The 20,113-nt window shown below is 65.2% G+C and carries 17 protein-coding genes; 8 read left to right on the top strand and 9 right to left on the bottom strand.

The features are described from left to right. The first annotated feature begins 312 nt into the window (after positions 1-312). The 4 genes from K7711_RS26705 to K7711_RS26720 all read left to right on the top strand — a co-directional run bounded on the left by K7711_RS26705 (position 313) and on the right by K7711_RS26720 (position 3,537). Positions 313-1,179 (top strand): SDR family NAD(P)-dependent oxidoreductase, encoded by an 867-nt coding sequence (locus tag K7711_RS26705; RefSeq protein ID WP_222972221.1) that lies wholly within the window; start codon positions 313-315, stop codon positions 1,177-1,179. A gap of 1 nt (position 1,180) precedes the next feature. Continuing rightward, positions 1,181-1,414: a ferredoxin gene (locus K7711_RS26710; protein ID WP_222972222.1), complete on the top strand. Its 234-nt coding sequence runs from the start codon at positions 1,181-1,183 to the stop codon at positions 1,412-1,414. Beyond that, positions 1,411-2,643, top strand: a complete 1,233-nt coding sequence (locus K7711_RS26715; protein ID WP_222972223.1) for a cytochrome P450 — start codon at positions 1,411-1,413, stop codon at positions 2,641-2,643. The genes K7711_RS26710 and K7711_RS26715 overlap by 4 nt, the downstream gene beginning before the upstream one ends. A 279-nt stretch (positions 2,644-2,922) precedes the next feature. Then, positions 2,923-3,537, top strand: a complete 615-nt coding sequence (locus tag K7711_RS26720; protein WP_222972224.1) for a TetR/AcrR family transcriptional regulator — start codon at positions 2,923-2,925, stop codon at positions 3,535-3,537. A gap of 96 nt (positions 3,538-3,633) precedes the next feature. On the opposite strand, the gene K7711_RS26725 is transcribed toward K7711_RS26720, so the two are convergent. After that, complete coding sequence (locus K7711_RS26725) at positions 3,634-4,551, bottom strand: LysR family transcriptional regulator (protein WP_222972225.1); 918 nt, start codon at positions 4,549-4,551, stop codon at positions 3,634-3,636. 115 nt (positions 4,552-4,666) lie between these two features. Here K7711_RS26725 and K7711_RS26730 point away from each other — a divergent pair, with 115 nt between their 5' ends. Continuing rightward, positions 4,667-5,623, top strand: a complete 957-nt coding sequence (locus K7711_RS26730) for a DMT family transporter (RefSeq protein ID WP_308014960.1) — start codon at positions 4,667-4,669, stop codon at positions 5,621-5,623. Positions 5,624-5,887: 264 nt separating this feature from the next. Here K7711_RS26730 and rph read toward each other — a convergent pair whose 3' ends face one another. The 5 genes from rph to K7711_RS26755 all read right to left on the bottom strand — a co-directional run bounded on the left by rph (position 5,888) and on the right by K7711_RS26755 (position 10,660). Further along, a complete protein-coding gene (gene rph / locus K7711_RS26735) occupies positions 5,888-8,500 on the bottom strand; it encodes a rifamycin-inactivating phosphotransferase (RefSeq protein ID WP_222972227.1) in 2,613 nt (870 codons plus the stop codon). 312 nt (positions 8,501-8,812) lie between these two features. Beyond that, positions 8,813-9,244, bottom strand: coding sequence for a PPOX class F420-dependent oxidoreductase (locus K7711_RS26740; RefSeq protein WP_222972228.1), 432 nt, complete (start codon positions 9,242-9,244; stop codon positions 8,813-8,815). Positions 9,245-9,293: 49 nt separating this feature from the next. After that, the gene (locus K7711_RS26745) at positions 9,294-9,527 is read right to left on the bottom strand and encodes a nitroreductase/quinone reductase family protein (protein ID WP_222972229.1); all 234 of its coding nucleotides are present in this window, start codon (positions 9,525-9,527) and stop codon (positions 9,294-9,296) included. A 36-nt stretch (positions 9,528-9,563) separates the two neighbouring features. Then, positions 9,564-10,172 carry a TetR/AcrR family transcriptional regulator gene (locus K7711_RS26750; RefSeq protein ID WP_443678102.1) on the bottom strand — a complete coding sequence of 203 codons (609 nt, stop codon included), beginning with the start codon at positions 10,170-10,172 and terminating at the stop codon, positions 9,564-9,566. Between the two features lie 56 nt (positions 10,173-10,228). Beyond that, positions 10,229-10,660 carry a pyridoxamine 5'-phosphate oxidase family protein gene (locus tag K7711_RS26755; protein ID WP_222972231.1) on the bottom strand — a complete coding sequence of 144 codons (432 nt, stop codon included), beginning with the start codon at positions 10,658-10,660 and terminating at the stop codon, positions 10,229-10,231. A 234-nt stretch (positions 10,661-10,894) separates the two neighbouring features. Here K7711_RS26755 and K7711_RS26760 point away from each other — a divergent pair, with 234 nt between their 5' ends. From K7711_RS26760 to K7711_RS26770, 3 genes are all read left to right on the top strand, one after another. Next, entirely contained in the window at positions 10,895-12,226 is a 1,332-nt protein-coding gene (locus K7711_RS26760; protein ID WP_222972232.1) for a magnesium transporter MgtE N-terminal domain-containing protein, read from the top strand. Between the two features lie 263 nt (positions 12,227-12,489). After that, positions 12,490-14,082, top strand: coding sequence for an NRAMP family divalent metal transporter (locus K7711_RS26765; protein ID WP_235747890.1), 1,593 nt, complete (start codon positions 12,490-12,492; stop codon positions 14,080-14,082). A gap of 473 nt (positions 14,083-14,555) precedes the next feature. Then, entirely contained in the window at positions 14,556-14,954 is a 399-nt protein-coding gene (locus K7711_RS26770; protein ID WP_222972233.1) for a DUF4870 domain-containing protein, read from the top strand. Positions 14,955-15,203: 249 nt separating this feature from the next. Here K7711_RS26770 and K7711_RS26775 read toward each other — a convergent pair whose 3' ends face one another. From K7711_RS26775 to K7711_RS26785, 3 genes are all read right to left on the bottom strand, one after another. Beyond that, positions 15,204-16,640 (bottom strand): phytoene desaturase family protein, encoded by a 1,437-nt coding sequence (locus K7711_RS26775; RefSeq protein WP_222972234.1) that lies wholly within the window; start codon positions 16,638-16,640, stop codon positions 15,204-15,206. Positions 16,641-16,668: 28 nt separating this feature from the next. Then, positions 16,669-18,489 carry a DUF3556 domain-containing protein gene (locus tag K7711_RS26780; protein WP_222972235.1) on the bottom strand — a complete coding sequence of 607 codons (1,821 nt, stop codon included), beginning with the start codon at positions 18,487-18,489 and terminating at the stop codon, positions 16,669-16,671. 88 nt (positions 18,490-18,577) lie between these two features. Continuing rightward, the gene (locus K7711_RS26785; protein WP_308014962.1) at positions 18,578-20,035 is read right to left on the bottom strand and encodes a class I adenylate-forming enzyme family protein; all 1,458 of its coding nucleotides are present in this window, start codon (positions 20,033-20,035) and stop codon (positions 18,578-18,580) included. Positions 20,036-20,113: the final 78 nt, after the last annotated feature.

A 20,113-nucleotide genomic window follows, 5' to 3' on the forward strand; every position in this document is an offset into this window, starting at 1 on the left:
CCAGTCGTTCCTCTCTGTGCATTCAGCGCACAACGTCCGCACTATACCTATAGCTTGTAGGTTTATGACAGCAGGCCGCGACTCGCGGTCGAGGCTCGCCGACAGCTGCTCACGCCACCCGCTACGCATCAACTGACAAATTACGATTGACGTCATTCGTCTCCTGGCGTAGCTTCGAGTGTGAGGCACAGCACTCCCACCCCGCCGCAGGCGGGCAGCCCACGGCGTCGAATTCGCCGGACCCGCTGCGCCTCCATCCGCACCGGCCCTGTCCCCCGCCGGACGCATCCTTCTGGAAATCGGAGTCCCACCATGAAGCTCGAAGGCAAAGTCGCCGTCATCACCGGAGCCGGCTCCGGCCTCGGTCGTCAGTGTTCCCAGTTGTTCGCATCCGAGGGCGCTTCCATCGCCGTGGTCGACATCGACCCCGAACGCGCCGCGGGAACCGTCGAACTCGTTGAGCAGCAAGGCGGTAAGGCCATCGCCATCACCGCCGACGTCAGCGTCGAGGCCCAGGTGAACTCCGCCGTGGCCGAGGCGGTGCAGCATTTCGGCAAGCTGGACATCATGTTCGCCAACGCGGGCGTCGTCTCCCGGGGCGGGGTCCCGTCCGTCGCGGGCGGCGAGGAAGTCGAATTCCAGGACCTGACCGAGGCCGACTGGCAGCATGTGCTCGGGGTGAACCTCAGCGGCGTCGTCTACGCCGCCAAAGCCGCGGTCCCGTATCTGCGCGAGAACGGCGGTGGCACCATCCTGGCGACGTCGTCGGCGGCGTCGCTGGTCGCCTACCACAACATCGCGATGTACTCGGCCACCAAAGCGGGCGTCAACGGCCTGGTCCGCGGGCTGAGCCTGGATCTGGGCAAGTACGGCATCCGGGTCAACGCCATCTGCCCGACCCACGGCATGTCGCCGAACTTCCTGATGCCGCCGGGCTCCCCGGTCGTCGGCCAGTCCTACGAACAGGTCGCCGGCCCCTGGGATCCGGCAATCTCGCCGATTCCGCTCAAGCTCCAGCGGCCCCCGTCGCTGCTGGACAACGCGAAGGTGGCGCTGTTCCTGGCCTCCGACGATTCGCAGTACCTGTCCGGTGTCGTCATGCCTTCGACCGACGGCGGCACCCTGGCCCGGGTCGGCATGTGGTTCGCCGAGGACAAGGGTTCGCCCGGAGATCTGTGACATGGCCGAACCCGTTCACCTCGTCGTCGACCGGACAGCCTGTGCAGGCCACGGCCTGTGCTACGCGACAGCGCCCGATCTGCTCGAGGCCGACGACTTCGGTAACCCGGTCGTCGGCGCCGGTCCGATCCCCGAGTCCCAGCGCGAATTCGCACAGCGCGCCGCGACAGCCTGCCCCGAACGCGCATTGACGTTCACCAGCGCCCTTCCCCCATCCGAGGAAAAGACATCATGACCACTTCCGCTGAGGTCGCCGATGACCTGGTCGTCGACTTCGACATCTACGACCAGTCGCTGGCATTCCCCGAAGACACCGTGCAGGATCGCGTCGCCGAACTGGCCCGTCGCGGCCCGGTCGTGTATTCCACCGCCCACGGCGGGCACTGGATCGTCACCCGGTACAAGGAGATCCACGAGGTCCTGCGCGACCCGGAGACTTTCTCCAGCCACCCGAACAATCTGACGACCACGACCGCCGGATTCGGTAAATTCATTCCGCTCGAACTCGATCCGCCGGAACACACCGGCTATCGGCTCGCCCTGCAGCCTTTGTTCAGCCCGAATCGGATGAAGGCGCTCGAAGACGATATCCGCGCGACGATCACCGAACTCATCGACGGATTCGCTGCCGCCGGAACATCAGAATTCATCGCCGATTTCGCGCACGAATTGCCCACCCGGGTATTTCTGTCGCTGATGGACTGGCCACTGGCCGACGCGCCGATGTTCACCCACGCGACCGATGTCCTGCTCACCGGAATCCCCGGAGCCACCGAGGAGGAATCCAATCAGGCGCGCGGGAAAGCGGCGTTCGAGATGCTCGGATATTTCCAGAACATCATCAACGACCGCAGGGCCGATCCGCGCGACGATGTCACCTCGCAGATCATCCACACCGAGGTCGCCCTCGAGGACGGCACCCGGCTGCTGACCGACGAGGAACTCAACCGGATGTTCTTCCTGCTGCTCATCGCCGGTCTGCACACCGTGCAGGGCTCGCTGGCGTGGGCGATCATCCACCTTTCGCACAACCGGGACCAGCGCGATCAGCTCATCGGCGACGAGAGCCTGATCCCGTCGGCGGTGGAGGAGATCCTGCGCATCGAGGCCGCGGTCGTTCCCGGCCGCCGCGCCACCCGCTCGACCGAACTGGGCGGGGTCACCATCGCCGAGGGCGATCAGCTGATCCTGATGCTCTGCTCGGCGAATCGGGATGCCGAGGAGTTCGAGGACCCGGACGACCTTCTGCTCGAGCGCACGCCGAACCGGCACCTGTCCTTCGGCGCGGGCGCACACCGCTGCCTGGGCTCACATCTGGCCCGTATCGAACTGCGCCTGGCCCTGGAGGAAATCCACCGTCGCATACCGGATTACGCGCTCGCGGACAACGATCCGCCGGTCATGCACGCCAGCCAGGTGCGCGGGTGCGCGCGACTGCCGATCACGTTCACGCCGAACCCGTGAACGGGCCGGGTGAGGGCCGCTGATGTGGCCCTCACCCGGGATCGGCAGTGTGAGAGTCCTCACCGTGTTCCGCGACCGGCTCGCCGCGCGCAGTCCTCGATCGACCAGGTCACGGGCACTCCAGATGCCTTCACCCCCAACGGTTTTCACAACCACGCCGCGCGTCGCAGCCCCGTGCCCACCCATGGACGTCGAACGAACAACAAAAAACGAGTATTGTCCATGATGTCGCCGAGTATTGCATACAACGCAGATATCCGTGGAGGGCAGGAAAAGAGAATGGCTCGTCGTAACAGCAACGTCCTGAGCGGGGACGTCGAGGAAGCACGCGGGCAGATACTCGAAGCCGCCCAATCGACCTTCCTGCATTTCGGTGTCGCCAAGACGACGATGGACGACATCGCCAAGTCCGCCGGAGTATCGCGACCGACTATCTACCGATACTTCCGCGACCGGGACACCCTCATCGCGGAATTGATCCGCCTGCGCGCCCGCAAGCTCTTCGTCCGGGGAACGAAATACGTTCTCGAACGTAAACATTTCCGCGACCAGGTCGTCGACGGACTCATATTCCTGGTCGATCACGGCCGCAAAGACCCCCTCATCCGGCTGATCGTCAGCCCCGAACACATGGACCTGGCCGCCGCCGTCGTGGGCACATCACGCCTGGCCAGCGACCTGACCCTGGAAATGTGGGCCCCCATCCTCGACCGCGCTCGCGAGCGCGGCGAACTCCGCGAAGGCATCACCAACGAAGCAGCCTGCGAATGGCTCGCACTCGTACAACTGATCCTGGTCGGCCGCTTGGACTTCGAAGACCCGACCGACCCGTCCCACCGGCAGCTGCTCGAAACATTCATGCTCCCGGCGTTCCTGCCCCCGGGCACTGTCTGAGCCGCAATACCGTCCGCGGCCGCGGACCGGCTGAGCTTGGCTTTCCTTCGTAGCGAGCGCAGACGACGCCCGAGTTCCCGTTGCTCCAATCCGGCGTTATCGACGATTTGTGGCGGGCTGATCGGTGGCGATCTGCCGGCAGATCGTCCGGAGGATTTCGAGTGTGGCGGCGATGGAAGGCTGTGCTGCTGCGCCGGCTCGGGTGACTGCTTCGATCCGGCGGGCGATGCGGATGTCACTGATGGGGATTCGGATCAGGTCACGGGTGATGGCGACGTAGCGGGGCATGAGGGCGATACCCGCCCCGGTGAGGACGAGCTCTTCGACGACACGGAAGTCGTTGATACGCTGGGCGATTCGAGGAATCGTTCCAGTGATCGTCGACATGGAACGAAGGACGTCGTCGACCATGAGTCCGCCTTCGACGCCGATCCAGCGTTCATCGGAGAGTTCCGCCAGTGCCACGGTCCGGCGTTGCGCAAGGTGGTGACCGGGGGCGAGCATGACGTCGAGGGGTTCTCGCAGAAGTATCGTGGCGTCGAGTCGGTCACTCCACCCGGAGTTGTCGCGATCGTCGCGGTGGACGACGACGACGTCGAAATCGGCGAGTTGCTGGGCAGCATGGGCGGCTGGACGGTCGACATCGCGGCCCACGATGTCGAATCCGGCCGACTGCGCACCCTGCAGCAAGCCCGGGAGCAACATTGCGGCCCCCGAGGGGAACAGCGAGATGCGGACGGCCCCACGCGGCGCCGCGCGGTAGCTGTCCATGTCGGCGCGGGCGCGATCCAATGCGCCGAGCACACGGTCGGCATGTCCGGCGAGCGCCCGCCCGGCGTCGGTGAGCCGGACTCCTCGCCCGTCGCGTTCCAGCAGGGTGACTCCGGCTTCTCGCCGCAGCGTGCGCATCTGCTGGGACACCGCAGACGGCGTCATGGCCATGGCCTCGGCGACTGCGGTCAGGGTTCCGTATTCGGCGAATTCCCGCAGGATACGCAGGCGTTCGAGGTTCATGAAGCAAACCTACACAGATTTGAAGAAGTATTAAATTGTGCTTCTTCAAATGTCGCGTCAAGATCTATTCGAAGGGGCTTCGATCAGGGAGGGCATCATCAACGCACGAGTCTCAGTGACCGAGCCGCCCCGCGCAAAGGTGTTCCCCGGAAGGAGCTTCCGGGGAACACCACGCCGCAGCAGGACGTCGAGCGTCGATCTGGCTCTGGTGGCCGTCGCAGTCACCTGGGGCTCGAGCTACTTGGCGGCCAAGAACGTCGCGACCCCGGACACCGTGTTCGGTTTCCTGGTACTTCGCTTCGGGATAGGCGCCGGCGCGCTGGCAATTCTGCTGGCACCACGGCTGCGCCGCACGACCCGAACCGAGTTGGCGCTCGGAGTGCTGTTCGGTCTCATCCTCAGCGTGATCTTCGTACTCGAAACCTTCGGTGTCACACAGACTTCGGCTTCCAACGCAGGATTGATCATCTCGTTGACCATCGTGATCACGCCGTTGCTCGGCGGGCGTCACCGCGCCCTCGCACTGCCCCGCACCTACTACGGCGCCACCGCGGTTGCTGTCGCGGGCATCGTACTGCTCACGCAGAGCACAGGTTTCACTGTTCCCGGTCTCGGCGACCTGCTCATCCTGCTGGCGGCATTCGTGCGAGCTCTGCACGTCACCGTCATCGCCAATCTCTCGGCGGGCAAACAACTCGACTCCTCGCGCATGACCCTGATCCAACTGGCCACAGTGCTCGTCGTCGCGGCGGTCTTCTCGCAAGTCGACGGCTCGGGGCTGGGCCCGGCCGTACGAACGATGACGATGTCGGGCTGGGCGCTCACCGTATACCTCGCACTGGCCTGCACGGTGTTCGCATTCTTCGTGCAGATGTGGGCCGTGCGTCGCACCTCACCAGCCCGTGTCAGCCTACTGTTGGGGACCGAACCGCTGTGGGCCGCAGCCTTCGGTGTCCTGCTGGCCGGCGACCCGCTGACGGTAGTGAGTGTATTGGGGGCTGCGCTCGTCCTGGCCGGAACGAATTGGGCGCGAACCATCGACAACGAACGCCAGAACTCGACGTCGATGTGAGCGCTGTTTCACACCGAGTTCGTTCATTTAAACCCTCTGTCGCAGTGGTCATTTCGATCAAAGGGGTGAGGTCTCCGGGTGTGCTTGGTCGTTCAACCAACCGGAGAACTCGCCACATCACCGACTTCTCAACCCGGACAACGGTGTACAGAACCTGTTCGGCCAGAACGAAATTGAAGCGGCGGGTCTGCAATAGCTCAGGCGTGATGCGGATGTCGCGCAGACGAGCACCGAACGCCTCTCCGGCATTGTGAATTCACCGGGCTACGACAGGATCTCGATGTACCCTTCGGTGCCGTTCACACGGATATCCTGTCCGTCACGGATCAGCTCGGTGGCGTGGTCCACGCCGACGACGGCGGGCAGACCGTATTCGCGGGCGATCACCGCGCCGTGGGTCATCAGGCCGCCGACCTCGGTAACCAGCCCCTTGATGGCGAGGAACAACGGGGTCCAGCTCGGGTCGGTGTAGGGGGTGACCAGGATGTCGCCCGGATCGAGATCGGCTTGTGCGATATCGGATACGACGCGGGCGCGACCTTCGATGATTCCGGCGGATACCGCCATTCCTGGCAGTGCACCGGCGGGGAGATCCTCGCGTCGGTAGGTCCCGTTGAGGGCCTGGCCGTCGGAGGTGAGCACCCGCGGCGCGGTGAGCGACCGATACGAGCGGAATGCGCGCTTGCGCTCGACGATGAGCTCCGCGCTCGCGTGTTGTGTGCGCACCACCTCGTCGAGCTCGTCGAATCGGAGATGGAAGATGTCTTCGGGTTCGCACAGCACCTCGGCCCGCACCAGGCGTTCGGCTTCGTGCAACAGGGCCCGCTTGTAGATGAAGTAGCGGCTGACCATGCCGTACTTCGGATACTCCCGATATCCGGCGAAGGTGCGGACCCGGTCGATCATCCGCTCGGTCTCCTCGGCCTTGCGCTCTCCGTCCGGCAAGGCGCGCAAGCGTTGCAGCAGCTGGGCTTTCGCCTGTTCGGCGGCACGCAGACCATGTTCGAAGCGCTGCTTGCCCGCGCCGGGTCCGAAATTCTTGATATTGCCGAGGATCGTCGGCACGAGCATGGCGGGCTTTTCGCTCCAACGCGGCCGGGTGATGTCGATCTCGCCGGCGCAGCGCATGCCATACGTGTCGAGGAAACCTTCGAACGCGGCGCGCGCATCATCGCCGCCCGGGTATCGGACCAACTCGTCGAGGAAACCATCCGTCGTCGGCCCCGCCTGCTCGACCCGGCTCAGGAAGTCCACCATCTGCGGGTGCGGACGGATCATGTCGGCGACGTCCAGCAGCGCCAATCCCATCTCGGAGGTCACGTTCCCGGGCACCGATTGGGTGAGGGTATCCGCGGCGTTCTTCTCGCCCAGCCATTCCCACAGCCGTTCGTTGAGCCACGACGAGGCGTCCATTCCGGCTGTGATCACCTGTAAACCCGTCGGCGTGAACAGGACTCGCTGCAACTCCCGGATGTCGGCGCGGATGAAGTCGACCAGCGCGGGTCCCGACTGGGTCCGGATGTCTCGTTTCAAGGCGGCCAGGGATGCCTCACTCTCGGCGATCAGCGCGGTGACGATGCCGGGATCGGTCTCGATCGTCGCGGGCGCGGTACCCGGCACCGGACGGGGTGGGGCGGCCGAATCCGCTTGCGGCACTTCACGAATGAACCCGCGGTCGATCACGGTCCGCAAGGCGTCACCGATCAGCGGGTCGGAGTTGCCGAGCCCGGCGAGCAGGACGGTACGGGTTGTCGGCGACTCCAGCATCTTGGTGACATCCACGAACAACCTGCCGCCCGCGTCACGCATGGGTGCCCGGCTGGTGAGCTGCCACACCGAGATGCCCAGCGGTTTCATGGCATCGGTCATCATCTGCTGATGCCCGACCGATACGTAGACATGGTTGCTCTGATCGGCGGCCGCCGGAATCGGGAACAGCGTGGTGATCGGCCGACTCTGCACGATGTGGACGCCGTCCTCGTCCAGGCACCATTCGATGTCCTGCGGGCTGCCGAAGTGCGCTTCGAGTTCACGTCCCAGCCGTGCGAGGGCGAGCACCTCGGCATCGGAGAGTACCGGCTCGTCACGGCACTCCGGGGCGATCTCGCGCACCTGGGTTCCGCCCTCCGGTGTCGGCTCGACAGCGAGTTTCTTGGTGGCGATAGTCCTGCCGGTTATGTCGCCGTCGCGAACCTGATAGACGTCGGCATTCACGAGGCCCGACACGAGGGCCTCCCCCAGACCGAAACCGGCATCGATGGAGACCACCGTCCGGTCCGAGGTGACCGGGTCGGCGGTGACCAGGATGCCCGACGCGCGAGGGAAGACCATGCGCTGCACGACCACCGCCATGCGAACCATTTTGTGGTCGAAGCCGTTTCGCAGGCGGTAGGCGACCGCGCGCTCGGTGAACAGTGAGCTCCAGCACCGGCTGACCTCCCCGAGAATCGCCGCGGGCCCCACGACATTCAGAGCGGTGTCCTGCTGTCCGGCGAACGACGCGGTGGGCAGGTCCTCGGCCGTGGCACTGGATCGGACGGCGTAGGCGCCCTCCACACCGAGGCGGGCGTGCGCGGCGAGGATCTCTGCCGCTACCGCTTCGGGCACGGCGAGTGCCTCGATCGCATGGCGGATCTCCGCGCTCCGCAGACGAATCGCCGAGCGGTCGTCCGGTTGCAGGCGCGACAATTCGTCGAGCCGATCCTCGATCCAGGACGCGCCTGCCACGGTCCGAGCGAAGGCCTCGGTCGTCACACAGAAGCCGTCGGGCACCGCGACACCGTCGACGCGCGACAACTCACCGAGGTTCGCGCCCTTGCCGCCGACCACCGCAACCTGGGTGCGATCGATCTCCCCGAAGCTCAGCACATAGGCCATTCGCTACTCCTCACCTGGTGGTTCCGGCTTTTCGCGAGCGATTATGGACCAGATCGCGGGGCCTCATGAGACCCCGCGATCGTGTATAAAATGGAAGGGGGAGAAAATCTGGGACCGCACAATTCGCTCGACCGGGATCGACAATCGAATCGACGCACCGCATTCGGCAGCACGGGGCGTTCAGGCGGTCGAGATCGGCGCGGCTGGTTCATCTTTCGCTGCACGCGCCGACCGGTTCGGTCAGCGCGGTGCGGCGGTGCGAATCTGGGTGAGCCGTCGTGGGGTGAGTTCGCGTTCGGGAATCGTGTGGGATCAGCCGACGTTGCGGGTGTCGATCCCGGATGGCCGGACCGCGGCGTCGGTGGTGGCGATACCGAAGCTGATCAGTCGTTTGGGATGGATTCTGATGATCGCTCCGTCGAAGCCTCCGAGATTGCCGCCGTACGCGGAGTCGGCGGGTTCGGCGATGGCTTCTCCGGCGCCGCGGATCTCGAGGAACCGCGGCCGCCACGGGTCGGTGGACGCGACGTCGTCGACCACGAACGCGACCTGGCTGTTGGCTGCGACGTTGCGGAACTTGCGACTCTTGGCCATTGCGTGCCCGGCGATATCGATGGTGTCGGTGCGGTCGTTGTACCGGAAACCGACGGGACTGACCTGCAAGGTCCCGTCGGGCTGAGCGGTGGCGACCCTGCCCAGTCGCTGTCCGGCCAGATACTCGAGTTCGGCGGTGGTGAAGTTCATGTCGCTCCTGCCGTTCGGATCGGATGGGGTGTGGAGCCCGGTCGAAAAGTCAGGGCTGTGCCGTGAGCCGAAGGACGGGGATCACGCGGTCGGTCTTCTGCTCGTAGTTGCCGAAACGTGCGACGGCGGCAACGATCCGCTTCCAGGCGTCGTCTCGCTCGGTACCGGTCAGTTCGGTGACGGTCACCTTCACCTTTCCGCGCTCGGCCAACTCGATGAAGACATGGTCGGGATGGGCCTTGATGTTGTGGACACCTCGACTACGACGACCAGCATAACTCACCAAGCGTCCATATCTCACCGCGTGTACATTTTTCTGTCAGGCGCTCTGCGGCGCCGGGGGCGGCTGCTGCCGGGGTGCGATCAGATCCCGTATCAACGGGGTGATCAGGCGCAGGATGTCGTCGGTGTCCACATCGTGCAGATCGGGCATTCGCAGCAAGTACCGCTGGCTGGCGACGCCTACCAGGATCGCGCCCGCCAGAGCGGCGCGCAGGCGGGCATCGGGGGCGTCGATGACGGTAGCCAACGCGGGTGTTATGCCGGAGGTGATGTGATTGCGCAGAATCTCGGCCGCATCCTCACTGGTCAGGCCCGCACGCAACAACACTGCCATCGGACTGTTCGGATCGGCCGCCCACGCCGACAACATCCCGCGCGTCATCGCCTCGGCGGTCTGCTCCGGAGTCTCGGCGATGATCCGCGCAACCGGCACCGTCCAATGCACCGCTTCACGGAACAGGTTCTGCTTGGTCCCGAAATACTGGATGACCGAGGACTTGTCCACCCCGGCCGCGGCAGCGATACCGCGGATCGTCGCCCGCTCGTAACCCATATCAGCGAACACGGCGCGGGCAGCCGCCAAGATTCGCCGCCGCGTCCGTTCACCCTTGCGCTCACGCTCCCCGACCCCGGCGCTCTCGGCCACCGGCTCCGCACCGTGTGCGACGCCTTGCGAAGATCTCACGGGGTCGCGCGACTCGGTCATTGTCCGGGCTCGACGCGCTTGCGGGGAGGTGTCGGCGGGGCGAACGGGTCGGCGTCGATCCCCCACGAGGACACCCAGTTCGGGACGATCTCCACCCAGCGGGGACCGAAACCGGGACCCAGAACCTCCCCACCCGTCTCGTGAATACGGGCCGGTCCCTTGACCGTCACACCGCGGGGAGTCCACTGCGGCTCGGTGACCAGGTCGTCGACGACGAACGCCGCCTGCGGATTGACACGCAGGTGGCGGACGTACAGGCGCTCCTGGCCCCGGTAATCGTGCAAACCGACCTTGATCACCTCCCCCTCGGGATCGAAGTGGAAACCGGTGGGCACGACGTGGGGAATGCCGGCCTTCCCCGTCGTGGCCAGCCGACCGATCCGGTGGAGCCGGAGAAACTCCACTTCCTTCTCTGTGAACAACCCCATCCCAGCCACCCTCCTTCGAGTCGGTGCGCAGCGCGCACATCAAGATCCGATCCCAAAAGTATACAACTGTACATATTTCTGGCCCGTCCGGGGATCATCCTCCGATCTGTCGAACCTCCCCCGGCCGAGTTGGTGCGCGAATCGGGAGCTGATCTTTACTGCGCACTGGGCCGGTTACCAGGCAGAATGTGCAGCGAAGGCCAATCCCGCACGAGCATCGACTCGGGAGCCCCGATGACGAAGCCCACATCCGATCTGTCGCCGGCGACATCGATTGTTCACCTGTCGCAGGTGCTGAAATCCCCGGTGATCGCCGCTTCGGGCGACACCATCGGTCGTGTGGAGGATCTGGTGGTCCGATTGGCCGGCCGGGACTCCTATCCACCGATTACCGGCGTGGTGGTCGGGGTGGGCGGGCGCCGGGTATTCGTCCCGGCTCGTACCGTGGACGATCTGCGTGCTGATCGGATCACGTTGTCGCGCAACAAGGTCGATCTGCGGGCGTTCGAACGTCGCGACGGGGAGGTGCTGCTGCGCGCGGACATCATGGGACACCGTCTCATCGATGTCGCGGCCGCGGAGCTGGTCCGTGCTTCGGACGTCGAACTCGATGACACCGGCGACGGATGGGTGCTGGCTCGGGTCGACACCCGGCCGCGGGCGCGACTGTTCGGGTTGATCAAACCCGCCGGGGGGCATGCCGAACGGGATTGGAAGTCCTTCGAGCCGCTGATCGGGCACAGTCAGTCGCTGACTCAGCGTCGGCTCGCAGGTCGGTTGCGGTCGCTGAAGCCGGCCGAACTCGCCGATCTCCTCGAAGAGGCCGACAAACGTGAGCGTGGCGAGATTCTCGATCACGTGCACGACGACCCGGAGCTCGAGGCCGATGTGTTCGAGGAACTCGAGTCCGAGCAGGCCAGTCGCCTGCTCGATGACAGGTCCGACGCCGAGGTCGCGGCGCTGCTGGGCCGTATGCGCGCCGATGACGCGGCTGACGCGGTTGCCGACCTGCGACAGTCGCGGCGTCGCAGAGTGCTGGATCTCATGCCGGCCGGCCAGCGCACCAAGGTGATCACGTTGATGGGGTTCAACCCCGACAGCGCGGGCGGGCTGATGAATGTCGACACCGCCTCGTGTGGACCAGATTCCACTGCTGCACAAGCGCTCTCGGTAATAGCTCAGGCACGGGGGGTGCAGCCGGAAGCGTTGCTGAAGGTGCACGTGCTCGACGAGGGACACCTGCTCGGCGTCGTCTCGGTGATCCTGCTGTTGCAGGCCGACTCCGCCACACCGGTGCGAGAACTGATGGACACCGACCCGGTCCGCGTCACGCCGGATACCGATCTGACCGATATCGCCCTGCTCATGGCCGATTACAACCTCTACGCGATGCCGGTGGTCGACGACACCGACCGTGTGCTCGGCGTCGTCACCGTGGACGACGTTCTCGAGGCCGCCATTCCCGAAGACTGGCGCCGCCGCGAGCCCGCACCCCGCCCGATCCGGGAACCCGCACCTGGCGCCGACACCGCCGCGGACGTCTCCGACGGCAGCTCAGCACCGTGACGAACGCCGACGAAAGCCGCTCCACCCCAAGGGAAACCGCGTCCGAACCACCGCGTGCCCCGCAGGACGGCGACACCGCGCAGCCATCCGCTCCCCCACCACGGGTCGCGGAGCCGGGCAACTCGGCACCCACGAATTCGCCCGCGCCCGAGCATCTCTCGGGCACGACGAAGACACCCGGCACGCCGTCGACTTCCGCCGCGCAGGACACTCCCGCACCGCAGAAATCGCGTACGACACCGTCCTGCCGGCCTTCGGCGGTCCTGGATTCGGCGCACCTGGGCGATATCGAGGGCGCGTTCGGCCGCATCGATGTCACCGAGACCGACCGGCCACGCACGCTGCGGACCAGGCTGTTGACCCTCGCGGCGATCGTCGGGCCCGGTTTGATCGTGATGGTCGGGGACAACGATGCCGGTGGCGTGGCCACGTACGCCCAAGCCGGGCAGAACTACGGCTACAGCCTGTTGTGGGTCCTGTTGCTGCTCATTCCGGTGTTGATCGTGAATCAGGAAATGGTGGTGCGGCTCGGCGCGGTCACCGGCGTCGGGCATGCCCGGCTGATCAACGAGCGTTTCGGGCGCGGCTGGGGCTGGTTCTCCGTCGGTGACCTGTTCATCCTGAATTTCCTGACCATCGTCACCGAATTCATCGGTGTCACCCTGGCCGCGGACTACATCGGCATCTCCAAGTACGTCGTGGTGCCGATCGCCGCGGTCGCCCTGGTCGCGATCATGGCCTCCGGCAGTTTCCGGCGCTGGGAACGGGCGATGATGGTCTTCATTCTCATCACCCTGCTGCAGGTTCCGATGCTGCTGCTTTCGCATCCCGAATGGGGCCGGGCCGCCCACGATTTCGTGGTGCCGGGTGTGCGCGGCGGCTTCACCTCCGATGCGGTGCTGTTGATCATCGCGATCGTGGGGACCACGGTGGCGCCGTGGCAATTGTTCTTCCAGCAGTCCAACATCGTCGACAAACGCATCACGCCCCGGTTCATCGGCTACGAACGCACCGACACCACTCTGGGGGCGTTCGTGGTGGTGATCGGCGCGGCCGCTCTGGTGATGACCGCCGACTACGCCGCCCGCACCACCGGCACCCAGGGAAAATTCCGCGATGCCGGCACCATCGCGCACCTGCTCGGGCAGACCGACCGTGTGCTGGGGCCGATCTTCGCGATCGTGCTGCTGGATGCGTCGATCATCGGCGCCGCCGCGGTCACCCTGTCCACCAGTTACGCCTTCGGTGATGTGTTCGGCATCAAACACTCCCTGCACCGCGGCTTCCAAGATGCGAAACAGTTCTATCTCTCCTACATTGCGATGGTCGCCCTGGCCGCTGCGATCGTGCTGATCCCGAGCGCGCCGCTGGGGTTGATCACCACCGCGGTGCAGGCCCTGGCTGGTCTGCTGCTGCCCAGCGCGAGCGTGTTCCTGCTGCTGTTGTGCAATGACCCGCAAGTCCTGGGCCCGTGGGTGAACCGCACCTGGCTCAACATCGTCGCAGGGTTCATCGTCGGAGTCCTGCTCCTGTTGTCGGGCATTCTGATGGCCACCACTCTGTTCCCGAATCTCGACGTGGTCACTACCGCCGACTACCTGGCGGTCGGCATCGTCGTGCTCGCGAGCTTCACCGTCGCAGTCCTGAAATGGCTCCAGCGCCAGGCACCCGTGGCACCGGTCGCGCCGGTAGTCGACGAGTCCGAGAAAGGCCATTGGCGGATGCCGCCGCTGACTCTGCTCGAGCCCGTAACCTGGTCTGCCGGAACGAAACTCGGGATGCTCGCGCTCCGCGGTTACCTGGTGGCCGGCGCGATCCTGTTGCTGGTCAAAGCCGTCCAACTCGGCAGGCACTGACCCGCGGCGCGTCAGTGGCCAGGCCGGTGAAACCACCACCCGGCCGGCCCGTGACGCCCGCCACCGCGGTGCCGACCCGCCACCAGCAGTGCAACCGAGACCCCCACCAGCAACATCAGCAACACCGCCGACCCGATCAGCACCTCGGAGCGTGAATAGTCCGGAATAGGACCGTGTAGGGCTCCGAGGTTCGACACGAGCCAAGCCGCTGTACGCATACGCACCACCGCCCTTCGCCTCGCGAGGTCACATCGGCACGACCGGTACTGCCCGAACAAAGTCGATACGACCACGATAGCGCTTATGACCTGGTCCGATGACCAGGCGAGACGTGTCCACAAAGCTCATCGAGGGACCCGTCGTGACAATCTCGTCACGAGAACGACGCCCGGGATCCCTGGCTGGCCCACGAACTGTGGGTTCGTGCTGAAAGTTGGGATCGGTAGGAGGCGCGCGGGGCGTCTGCTTACCTCATGACATCTTCTCAACCTCCCGCGAACCAACCGCAATCCGCCGGTTTGGACAAAAAGACCAGCGCGGTCCTGTCGTACGCGCTGGGCTGGTTCACCGGGATCATCTTCCTGTTCGTGGGAAAGAACGATCCCGATGTGAAATTCCATGCCTCGCAATCGATCATCTTCTTCGGGGCGGTCTCGATGGTCAATATCGTCCTGAGCATCGTCGGCTCGTTCCTCGGAGTCCTGGGGATCATCTTCAGCCTCGCCGGACTCGCAGTCGCGGTCTTCGCGGTCATCGTCTGGATCATGGCCATGGTCCAGACGAACAACACCGGCGGTGTCCGGGCCGGGCTTCCCATTGTCGGAAAATTCACTGCCCCTTATGCCGATCGGTTGGCCAACTCGATCAAGTAGCGGTGTATTCGGAGTCCCAGCTGGATTTCGTGGTCGGCGCCCCTGCGTGGCGGCCGGATGCGACAGTCCGAAGATCAACGGCCCGAGGCCATCTCGGGCCGTTGGCGTCCGCGCGGAACGTCCGGAACTGTCCAGGCCGTGGCCTCCTGAAACCCGCACCGATTATCGAGTGGTGTGCGCTGAATGGACGTCGAACCTCCAGACCGGACCGAATCTTACTCGTCGCCCACCTCGTTGTTCGAGGAGTGCTCAGGTGAGCGGGGCGGGTTCTGCGATACCGGCTCGGCGCAGGGCACGCCGGGCTGCGTTGGCGCCGCACATGCCGTGTGCGCCGGGGCCCGGCGGGGTGGCAGCCGAGCACAGGTAGTGGCCGGGCACGCCGATGTCGTACGGCTGCAAGGTGATTCGGGGGCCGAAGAGCAGTTGGGGAATATCCTTGGCGCCGGTCATGATGTTGCCGCCGACGTAGTTGGGGTTGTCGTCGGCGAAACCCGTTGTGCTGCGGACAGCTGTTCCGACGATGCGATCGCGGAAGCCCGGGGCGAAACGTTCGATCTGGGCGATGACGGCTTCGGTGGCATCGCCGGTATATCCGTGCGGCACATGGGCGTAGGTCCAGACCGGGTGGATGTCGCCGACAGACCGTTGCGGATCGGCGAGATATTGCTGCCCGACCAACACGAAGGGGCGCTCGGGCATTCTGCCGCGGTGGATGTCGCGTTCGTGCGCCGCGATCTCGCGGAAGGTTCCGCCCAGGTGCACCGTTCCGGCACGGTGCGCGCCGGAGGCCGTCCACGGCACACCCTCATGGACGGCGAAATCGACCTTGAACGCGCCGGGTCCGTATCGAAAGTTGCGATACGCCTTAGCAGTTCGGTCAGGCAGCTGCTCACCGAGAATGTCGGCGATCGCGGTGGGGGCCACATCCCACATGGTCAATCGCGCGCTCGGCAATTGCGCCGGCGAGCGAACGTGAACGCCGGTTTCGATCTTGCCGCCCAAGTCGGTGAGCACAGCGGCCATCGCCTCGGTGATCTTTTGAGATCCTCCACGGGCTACGGCCCACCCGTACGCGTGTCCCGCGGTCAGAATACCGAGGCCGATACTCGCACTCAGCGGTCGATGCAGAGGTTGGAAAGCGTGTGCGGCAACCCCGCCGAACAGGGCTCGAGTCTGCTCGGTGCGAAATATCCCGGACAGCGTCGAGGCAGGGGCCAGCGCGGGTAGACCGAAGCGGGCCAGACGCAGCGGATGACGCGGAACGCGCAGCAACGGCCGCAGAATATCGGTGCTCGTGTGGTCGTAATCGGCCACAGTCCGTTCGAACAGCAACCGCCATGCGCGCCCGTCCGGCCCGAACCCGGCCGCGGTGTCGGCCACTGAGCGCAGCAGGACGGCGGCGGTGCCGTCATCGAGAGGGTGGGCGCAGTCGATCGGTGCCCACGCCCACGACAATCCGTATCGCTCCAGGTCGAGACTCCGCAGGAAGGGAGAGCCCACCGCCATCGGGTGGACGGCAGAGCAGTGGTCGTGCAGCAGGCCCGGCACGATCGCCTCGCTGGTGCGGGTACCACCGCCGATCTCGTCGGCGGCCTCCAGCACGGTGACCTCGAGTCCGGCTCGGGCCAGGGTGATGGCAGCAGCCAGCCCGTTGGGGCCACTGCCGACGACGATTGCGGTACCCATGATTCGGTCTCCCTTCCTGATGTGCGTCTCAGCTGACGGTTTGCGGTACAGCGTCCCGCGGCGGCTGCTGCACCTGCACCGGTGTGGCGTAATCGGCGCGTCGCCAGGTCACCACGTGCGAGATCGGCCCATCGGGCAGCCAGGGCTGGGCCTCCACGGCGTCGCGCACCCGCCAGGTGCCGCGTTCGACGACCCCGAGCGCTGCGTCGATGACCTGATACTGCTGTGTACCACGGTGAATCGGCTGCGACTCCACCCACACCACGATCCACTCCCCCGGCCCGAACCCGACGCGACGCTGGACCGCGTTGATCAGATCCAGGTTGTGCAAGTGACCGTCACCGAAGTTGAACCCGATCAGCGAGTTGCACCCGAATTCCGCCTCCCGGATCGTCCACCGGTCGATATCGGAGAGGTGCTCGTACAGCAGAGAGAACAGACCCCGGCCCTGGCTGTGCATCGATCGCCACGCGATGGTCTGCTGCATGGTGATCTCGGCGATCTCGGCCGGGTACCCCATCGCGACCAGCTGATCGATCTGGTTCTCGGTCGGGCGATGGGCAAGAGTGTTCAGTTTGGCCTCGGCGCCCGGTGCGAATGCCCACACGGCCGAGGCCCAGTTGCCGGCGTACTGACGCATCGACGGCAGGAACGACACCAGATCCGGACGCAGGTTGCCCAGCACGGGGAAGAACACCAGCGCAACGACGATCACCGCGAGCAGCCACGGGGAGGAGAAACCGCCGACCCCGTACCCGCTTTCGTTGGGGAAGCCCAAGAACAGGAACACGGCCAGATATCCGAACAGGACGTTCCATTCGAGCGGCACTGCCAGCGGGAAGGTCGCGGTGATGAACGCGTGGAAGACGACCATCAGCACCACCCCGGCCAACGTCAGCCAGTGGTTGGTCGAGAACAGCAGAACCAGCGGGGTGAGGATCTCCACGGTGGTGCCGCCGACATGGGCCAGGAACGAAGCGGCTTTCGAGGGGCGGATGTCAGCGGGGAAGTTTCGATAGTGCAGCCGCTTGATCCACTTGGCCGACAGCCAAGGGGTGTTCGAGATCATCGGCGGCACAACATTACCGAAGTGCATACCGAACTTGGACGCACCCGCTCCGATCCACACCGCACAGATCAGCAGTTTCGCGGCGATGATCATGTCCGCGAACGGCAGGAACACGAAGAACGCCAGGGCAGGCAGGTATTGCTCACCACGCGCGGTCAGGAAGATCGTCTTGTCACGCAGCCCGCACAACACGTAGAGCACGATCGGCGCGATCAGCAGCATCGGGTTGATCAGACCGGAGGTGTTGTGCGGCAACACTTTCGACAGACTCTCGCTCGGCACGCCGGGCAGTACGATCGCTGCCAGGAGGGTGACCACGAAGCCGAGATACAGCACCACGTCGAACACGGTGCGGGTGTCGCCGTTCGTGAACGGCACCCGGCGCCACGGCCGCAGCCTGATCGTGCCGGGCCGGGCGAAGAACAGGATGCCGCCGGTCATCGGCTTGAATTTTCCGGCGAGCGGCCCCCACGATCCCGCGATGCCCAAAGCCTCGATCAGCACTGTCCACAGCACCAGCTTCTGGTACACCACCGGCTGGTTCCACCATGCCGCGACATGCCAGAACGGACCGACTCCCGAGGTCGCGGTCGCCAGGGCTACACCGGCGAGCACCGAAAGCAGACCTACCTTGAGCAAGTAGATCACGTGGATCATCTTGGCTGTGCCGAAGCCGTATTCGACCCAGTGCAACGCCAATATCCGCATTCGCTCCGCGAACGGTCGGCCGAGGAATTCCTCGGCATCCACGGGAGGCAGGTCCGCAGTCTTGAACCCCATTGTTCCGATCCTTTCTGTGAATACTCCGGAGACATCCGCATCCTCCGGCGGAAATTCTCATCGGATTTCGCTTGGGCAGTGAGTTTTTTCAATCCCCCGACATGACATCCGCGACGAGCGCACGCAGCTGTCTTTTATCGATTTTTCCCACCGCATTCCTCGGCATCGCCTCGGTGAGGATGATCTCCACGGGCACCTTGGCGCGGCTCAGCATCCGGCGGCAGTGCTCGACGAGGGCGTCGGCCTCGATCGGTGTGCCGGGCACGGGCACCACGTGTGCGACCGGAACCTCCCCGAGGATCGGGTCCGGCGCTCCCACCACCGCGGCTTCGAGTACCGCGGGGTGGGCGTGCAGGACGTTCTCGATCTCCTTGGGGTAGATGTTCTCCCCGCCTCGGATGATCATGTCCTTGATCCGGTCGACCAGTACGAGGTAACCGTCCTGGTCGAAGTAGCCGACATCGCCGGTGTGCAACCAGCCCTCGACCACCGTCTCGGCGGTGGCTTCCTCGCGCCCCAGGTAGCCGCGCATCACATTCGCGCCCCGGATCACGACCTCGCCGCGAGTTCCCCGGGCGAGCAGACGTCCGGTGTCGTCCATGATCGCCACGGTCTGCCCGGGTAGCGGAACTCCGACGGTGCCGGGTTTGCGAGGTCCCCGGGGCGGGTTCAGGGTCGACGCGCAGGTGCCTTCCGATAATCCGTAGCCTTCGACGATCGGCACGCCGAAACGGGTCTCGAAACGCTCGATGAGCTCGGCGGGCATCGGCGCCGCGCCACAGATCACCCGGCGCAGCGACGATATGTCCGGGGTGAGCTCGACCGGCTGCACAACGAGAATGGCGTAGATCGACGGCACCGCCGAGAAATACGTCGGCCGGACACGTTCGACGAGGTCGAAGAACGCCGATGCCGAGAAGCGTCCCGCGATCGTGGCCTGCCCGCCGGCGAGTAGCGGCGACAGGATGCTCGCCATGATCCCGTTGACGTGGAACAGCGGCAGGATCAGCAGGCTGTGGTCGGTGTCGTCCAATTCCAGCGCGCCCACCAGCATGGCGCACATCGCCGCGATGTTCGCGTGGTCGAGAACAACTCCCTTGGGACGGCCGGTGGTACCGCTGGTGTAGATGACGAGCGCAGCGCAGCCGGACTCGACCCGCACGACCTCGCTCCGGTCGATCTCGGCTCCGGCGAGCTCGGCGAGGCCGAGAGTCCCGCACGCTCCAGCCTCGGTCACCACCACACGAGCCCGGCAGTCGCCGACCTGGTAGTTCACTTCCTCGGCGGTGGACTCCGGCCGCACCGGCGTGACCGCCGCGCCCAGCCGCCACGCGGCGAAGAGAATCACCACGAATTCGAGGCGATTCGGAAGCACGACCGCCACCACATCGCCGCTACGCACGCCATGCCGGTGCAGAATGGTCGCCGCCACGCGCACCCGCCGCGCGAATTCGGCGTTGTCGAGCTGCTCCCGCTCGTCCGCAATACACGGGCCACTCGGATTACACGTGGCACGAAATACCGGTAAATCCACGATCTGCTGCACGATTCCCTGACCTGACTCGGTGTGATTCGGATTACACACAAAGATAGGTGTGTGAACCGACACCCGACTACGGGCCCG

This window comes from Nocardia coffeae (assembly GCF_019890715.1).
GTDB classification, from domain to species: domain Bacteria; phylum Actinomycetota; class Actinomycetes; order Mycobacteriales; family Mycobacteriaceae; genus Nocardia; species Nocardia jiangxiensis.